This is a genomic window from Psychrobacillus sp. NEAU-3TGS (assembly GCF_029955155.1).
Lineage (GTDB): Bacteria > Bacillota > Bacilli > Bacillales_A > Planococcaceae > Psychrobacillus.
Genome location: NZ_JAPNOZ010000010.1, coordinates 335,260 through 341,560, shown reverse-complemented (window position 1 = coordinate 341,560; position 6,301 = coordinate 335,260). Strand labels below are relative to the sequence as shown.

Sequence of the window (6,301 nt, the reverse complement as noted above, 5' to 3'; positions counted from 1 at the left end):
ACGACTTTTTTTGTGCTTAGAAAATAATAAAACTCTATACATGTAGATAACTTAGTACAAGTAATATACGCAATGTCATTTTAAAATTGAACTTAGTATAGGGACAATATGTCTTAAAGCTTGCCGAAATTGCCGTACGAGACTTCTGCTAGGAGCGGGTACAAAAGATATACGAGCGTATGAGACGTCCGTATGAGCGCAAGGCATTTGTTTAGGAGCGGATACCAAAGAATTATAAGCGCATGAGATATCTATACTTTTTTCGCGGACTGTCGCGAAAATCTTAGTGTACACTTCTTTCCCCTTTTGTTACTTGCTATTAGACAAATTAAGTATTAAGATGTGCTTGTTGTCGTGCATTTTTGGGTTAGACATAATATAGATATAAGAGGGGCCCCAGTATGGTTGTAATATTGGCAGTAGATGACGATATACATACATTAGAGTTAATATCCATTTTTTTATCGAACACTGGATATAGAGTTGTGAAAGCTAGAAATGGAAAAGAAGGGTTAGCTTTAATCGAAAAAGAAATGCCAGATCTTGCAATAGTGGACGTGATGATGCCAGAGATGGATGGTTTGACTTTAACTAAAATTATTCGAGAGCAGTATGACTTTCCTGTTCTATTACTAACAGCAAAAGGCGGCTTAGAAGATAAAGAAAAAGGATATTTAGCAGGATCAGATGATTATTTAGTAAAACCATTTGAACCGAAAGAATTATTATTTCGTATCCGTGCAATATTAAGAAGATACGATAAAACAAGTGATGCAAATATACAAGTAGGAAATATGTTGATCAATAGAAAGAGCTTCGAGGTGCAAATAGGAGAAGAATTACTGGTTTTACCTTTAAAGGAATTTGAATTGCTGTCAAAGCTTGCTTCAAAACCAAACCAAGTATTCACTCGTGATCAATTAATCGAAGCTGTTTGGGGAATCGACTTTGAAGGGGAAGAACAAACACTAAGTGTACATATCAAACGAATACGGGAACGTTTAGCTAAAACTCAAACTGACGTGCAGATTAAGACGGTTCGGGGGATTGGATATAAATTAGAAGGAATGCATACATGAAAACTTTATATAGTAAATTTGTATGGATGACACTTCTTATTATGTTTGCCAGTGGGACAATTGGTTTTATGATTGTAAATACGTTTTATCATCAAAATTTAAAAGAGAAAAATGATGAAAAAAACGTAGAAGTAGCTAGTTCTATGGTAAAGCTCATCGAATCGTCTGATCTAGACGGCATAACGCCACTTCTACAGATGATGGGAGATGCGGGGTATCAAATATACATCGTGGATGAAGAAGGTGTAGAGCAGTTCTATGGTGGTGATTTCAGAGTCCGTGAAATACCTGATGCCATAGTGAATAGTGTTTTAGATGGTGAGATATATCACGGGATGCGAGAGTTTCCGAAAGAGACGTTTATAACGGGATACTTTTCAAACGAGTTAACTAATACGGTCGGAGTTCCATTCACATATGATCAGAAAAAGTATGCACTTTTTCAAAGGCCCAATATAAAGTTTCTATTTAATGAAATCCATTTACTATTAGGGGGCCTTGCTGGTGCAATGATTATCATTAGTATTATTGCTATGTTGATCGTTGCTAAGCGGATGATTGATCCTCTTACAAAACTTACGGTTGCCACGAATAAGATAGCAAATGAAGACTTCCAAGTGCCTATTCTAGTAAATCAACGAGATGAAATTGGTCAATTGGCAGATAGCTTCAGGAATATGGTAAAGCAATTGGAAGCCAGTGATCGCTATAAAAAAGAGTTTATTGCTAGAGTATCACATGATTTTCAAACACCACTATTAAACATACAAGGATATGCAGCTTTACTTGAAAATGAAGAGCTAAATGGAAATTACGCAGAAATCATTCGAAAAGAGGCTATGCGTTTATCGGGCTTAATGAAGCAGTTATTATTGCTCACTTCCTTCGATCAAGCAAATACTAGAGTAAAGAAAGAGCCATTTCAATTGGATGAGCAGCTAAAACAAGTTATCTTGAAATTTAGATGGTTGCTAGATGAAAAAAGTATTTCAATCCAATTGCATTTGAAAAAAGTAGAGGTAGATGGCGATAGAGAGATGTTGGAGTACGCTTGGGAAAATCTAATTTCTAATGCAGTCAAATACAATTATACTCCGGGAGAAATACAAATTTCGATGAACGAAAATTCGGAATATGTGGAAGTCATCATACAGGACACTGGTATTGGAAACAAAGATACAGATTATGGGCAATGGACAGAACGATTTTATCGAGAGGACGAGGCAAGGTCAACACAAGTAGAGGGAAGCGGGTTAGGTCTTGCTATTGTAAAGGAAGTCATACAATCGCATCATGGTACGCTTGCATTTGAAAATGTGGAACCCCATGGAACAAAGGTTAGTATCCAACTAAAGAAGATGTAATCATCTGTTCATCTTCTGTTCACTTTCGAAATGTATAGTTACCCCTGTAAGGAAATCTTAAAGGGGGTAGCGAAATGAAAAACAAGCGTACTTGGCTTATAACATTAACGAGTTGGTTAGTGATCGTAGGATTACTTTCTTTTCTTGCACCATCAAGTAAAGAAGTTGCAAGTACATCCCAAAATGCAGGTCTACCAGAAACAGCTTTATCCATTCAAGCTGATAAAATAGTAAAAGAAAATTTCTCTAGTAGTGAGGGAATACCTCTTCTAATAGTTTTTGAAAAAGATAAGGGGGCTACAGATGAGGAAATCCAAAGTATTCTCACGTTAATGGAGAAGAATTACCCGGGCATACCACAGTTTTCAAAAATACCTTTGGAACATCGTGCTTCGTTTGTCTCGGAGGATAAAAAAACATTTTTTATTCCGCTAGTTTTAGAAGGGCAATTAGAGAGTAAAGAGATACATGAACAAGTGAAAGAGATTAAAAAGGATGTTTCTAACATTATCCCGGCTGGTTTTAGTATTTATTACACGGGGCCTGCTGGTATAGCAAGTGATACAATCGAGCTGTTTTCACAGGCTGATATCGTTTTACTTTTAGCAACAGTAGCGATTATATTTATCCTTTTAATTGTTATTTATCGTTCATTCATCCTTGCAATCATTCCACTGGTTGGAGCTGGAATTGTGTACGGAGTAGTGGATAGATTGATTGGTCTTACTGGTAAGTTTACATCCATTACAATTGAAAACCAGGCGTTATCAATTATGATGATTTTATTGTTTGCGGTCATTACCGATTATTCACTTTTGTTATATGCGAGATATAAAGAAGAGCAAGATATGAAGGTAGCACTATCTAAAACTAAGGAAACTATTCTATTTAGTGGTGGCACTATTTTAGCAGGAGTAGCAACACTTGCGTTTGCGATATATGAACCGTATCGTAATTTTTCTCCAGTATTTGCCATTGCAGTAATCATCATGCTAATCGCGGGGCTTACTTTATTGCCAGCGTTGTTTGCACTTGTGAAAACACCGAAAAAGAGAGAAAAAACAACGAAGTTTTGGGCAAATGCGGGAAATGTAAGTACAAAAAAACCATCGAAAGTTGCAATACCGATTCTCCTTCTACTTGGAATTGGCACATGGCATGCAACGACTATCGTCTATTCTTATGATTTGTTGGCCTCTTTCCCAGAAGAATTATCTTCCAGAGAAGGTTTTGCAAAGCTAGGAGAAGCATTTTCAGAAGGGGAAATAGCACCAACGACCATTTTAGTAAAATCAAAAGACGATAAAGTAATAATAGGTATTCAAGAGAAGTTAGAAAAGAGACCACTTATAAGCCAAGTGTGGCCATCGACTTCAGAAAGCGATAAGTATACGCAGTTTTCCATCATATTAAATGCAAATCCTTATAGCAAGCAAGCTTTGAATGAAGTGGAAACGATTAGAAATGAACTGAAAGATCAACATGTTTTAGTAAGTGGAGAAACAGTGAAACAAGTAGATATCCGCGGTATTAATAATAGAGATACATTACTCGTAATGGGCTTAATGACGGTACTCATTGGATTAATGCTTGCATTACAAACTAGATCGATTCGGGCATCGTTGTTGATGATGTTTTCTATTTTGTTATCATTCGGAGCGGCTTTAGGATTCTCTACTTGGATTTTTGATGTGTTTTTTGAGTATAAGTCCTTTAGTTATCGAATACCACTGTATACATTTGTATTCTTAGTAGCATTAGGGGTAGATTACTCCATCATGTTAATGAGTAGGTTGAAAGAAGAACGAAAACAATATGGCGAACTAGAAGCAATTGCGAAGGCGGTTGAAAAAACAGGCAGTGTTATTTCGTCGGCAGGTTTAATACTTGCGGCTACATTTGCTGTTTTAATATCACAGCCAGTCATGGAACTTAAATTATTTGGTTTTGCTGTCGCAGTAGGTGTGCTATTAGATACGTTTATCGTTAGACCATTATTATTACCAGCCTTATTAACGATTACAAAGAGGGGGAAATGAAGATGCAAGAAAGATGGAGTTTACGATTAATACGTGCAGGGGCACTATTTGGGTTACTAGGGGCCTATCTAGGTTCTCATATGGCAGGGGCAGGATCTTATGCGTTACGTCCAATTCATGCACATATTTTACTAGTAGGATGGTTATCGTTATTTGTATATGGTTTGTTTTATAAATTGTATAAGATTAAATCTCCTAAGCTAGTAGCTGTTCATAGTTGGGCTGCTATTATTGGAGCGGTTGGATTGACATTAGGAATGTATTTACAGTTTATACAGCCATTTAATGTGAATGAGGCAGTTGCATTAATCGCGTATATTGTAGGTGGAACTATCTTATTAATTAGCTTTGCCATATTTGTATTGGTGACTTTTAAAGTAGAAAAAGATAGAAGTGCGGTTTAATCTGCGCTTCTTTTTTATTTTAACCTTAATGGAATTCCCCAAGCTTTACTCTCTATCTCACTATTGTTATATTATATATATAACAATAGCGGAGGGGTTTTTATGAGGAAATTTGCCGTTGTTTTTTCTTTAGTAGCAATGGTCTTTTTGTTACTTGCTGCATGTAGTAAGAAAAAAGAGGAGGGGTCAGAGATGGAGTCGCTAGAAAATATAAAAGGTGTATGGGAAGGTTCCATTAATATTCCCAATCAACCACTACCAATCACAGTAGAATTCGAAGAGGACAAAGGGATGATTAGTATTCCAGTACAAGGTCTAAACGATTATCCATTAACAAATGTGACTTTAAATGAGTCAGTTATATTGTTTGATATGAACATCCAAGGTCAAAAGTTAACATTTGATGGTAAAGTAGAACAAGAAAAGATGACAGGGACCTTTACACAGCAAGGGCAGACTTTCCCTTTTGAGTTGGCGAAGGGAAGTAAAGAAGAGGAAGTAGAAGAGGATCGTTTAGTGGAAGTGCAGGTAGAGGGTGGAATGATGTCTGGCCAACTAGAAGTTCCTGCAGGCCAAGGACCTTTCCCTCTTATGGTCATTATTGCTGGTTCTGGTCCAACCGACCGTAACGGAAATTCAATTGCATTGCCAGGAAAAAATAATAGCTTAAAAATGCTTGCGGAAGATTTAGCAAAAGAAGGCGTGGCAACTATTCGCTACGATAAGCGTGGAGTTGGGAAAAATGCAAGTTTAGCTAGCAAGGAAGAAGATTTACGATTTGACCATTTCATTGATGATGCGGCTGCGTGGGTACAATTTGCAAAGAATGATGCACGCTTTTCGAAGATTGGAATAATCGGTCACAGTGAAGGTTCTTTAATTGGGATGGTGGCTAGCCAAAAAGCAGATGTGGACGCGTTCATTTCCATTGCTGGTGCTGGAAGACCTATCGATAAGGTGCTTCTAGAACAACTACAGGCACAATTGCCAGCAAACCTATTGCAAGAATCCACTAAAACTCTGGAAAAGTTAAAACAAGGTGAGCAAGTGAAAACAGTGAGTCCGGAATTACAAAGTGTATTCCGTTCATCGGTTCAACCCTATATGATATCTTGGTTACAGTATGACCCTACTGAACAGCTACAAAAGTTAAACAAACCTATACTGCTAGTGAACGGAACATTAGATATTCAAGTGCCGGTAAAGGATGCAGAGCTATTACACGAAGCAAAGAAAGGCTCTGATTTGCTCATTGTTGATAAAATGAATCATGTATTGAAAGAAGCACCTGCAGATCTAGAAGGCAATATCGCTACTTATTCCAATCCAGATCTCCCGTTAGCAAAAGGTTTAATAGACGGTATAGTCAAGTTCTTACAGGTATATGTAAAATAAATGATGATTTCAATCAAAAA

The 6,301-nt window shown here is 37.0% G+C and carries 5 protein-coding genes; all 5 read left to right on the top strand.

The window, feature by feature from the left end:
• Nucleotides 1–401 precede the first annotated feature (401 nt).
• The 5 genes from OR571_RS10275 to OR571_RS10255 all read left to right on the top strand — a co-directional run bounded on the left by OR571_RS10275 (nt 402) and on the right by OR571_RS10255 (nt 6,281).
• Nucleotides 402–1,079, top strand: a complete 678-nt coding sequence (locus tag OR571_RS10275; protein ID WP_282242702.1) for a response regulator transcription factor — start codon at nt 402–404, stop codon at nt 1,077–1,079.
• Nucleotides 1,076–2,443: a sensor histidine kinase gene (locus tag OR571_RS10270; RefSeq protein WP_282242701.1), complete on the top strand. Its 1,368-nt coding sequence runs from the start codon at nt 1,076–1,078 to the stop codon at nt 2,441–2,443. Before OR571_RS10275 ends, OR571_RS10270 begins: the two co-directional genes overlap by 4 nt.
• A gap of 74 nt (nt 2,444–2,517) precedes the next feature.
• Nucleotides 2,518–4,482: an MMPL family transporter gene (locus tag OR571_RS10265; RefSeq protein ID WP_282242700.1), complete on the top strand. Its 1,965-nt coding sequence runs from the start codon at nt 2,518–2,520 to the stop codon at nt 4,480–4,482.
• Nucleotides 4,483–4,484: 2 nt separating this feature from the next.
• The gene (locus OR571_RS10260) at nt 4,485–4,886 is read left to right on the top strand and encodes a hypothetical protein (protein WP_282242699.1); all 402 of its coding nucleotides are present in this window, start codon (nt 4,485–4,487) and stop codon (nt 4,884–4,886) included.
• A gap of 102 nt (nt 4,887–4,988) precedes the next feature.
• Entirely contained in the window at nt 4,989–6,281 is a 1,293-nt protein-coding gene (locus tag OR571_RS10255; protein ID WP_282242698.1) for an alpha/beta hydrolase family protein, read from the top strand.
• The last annotated feature ends 20 nt before the right edge of the window (nt 6,282–6,301 follow it).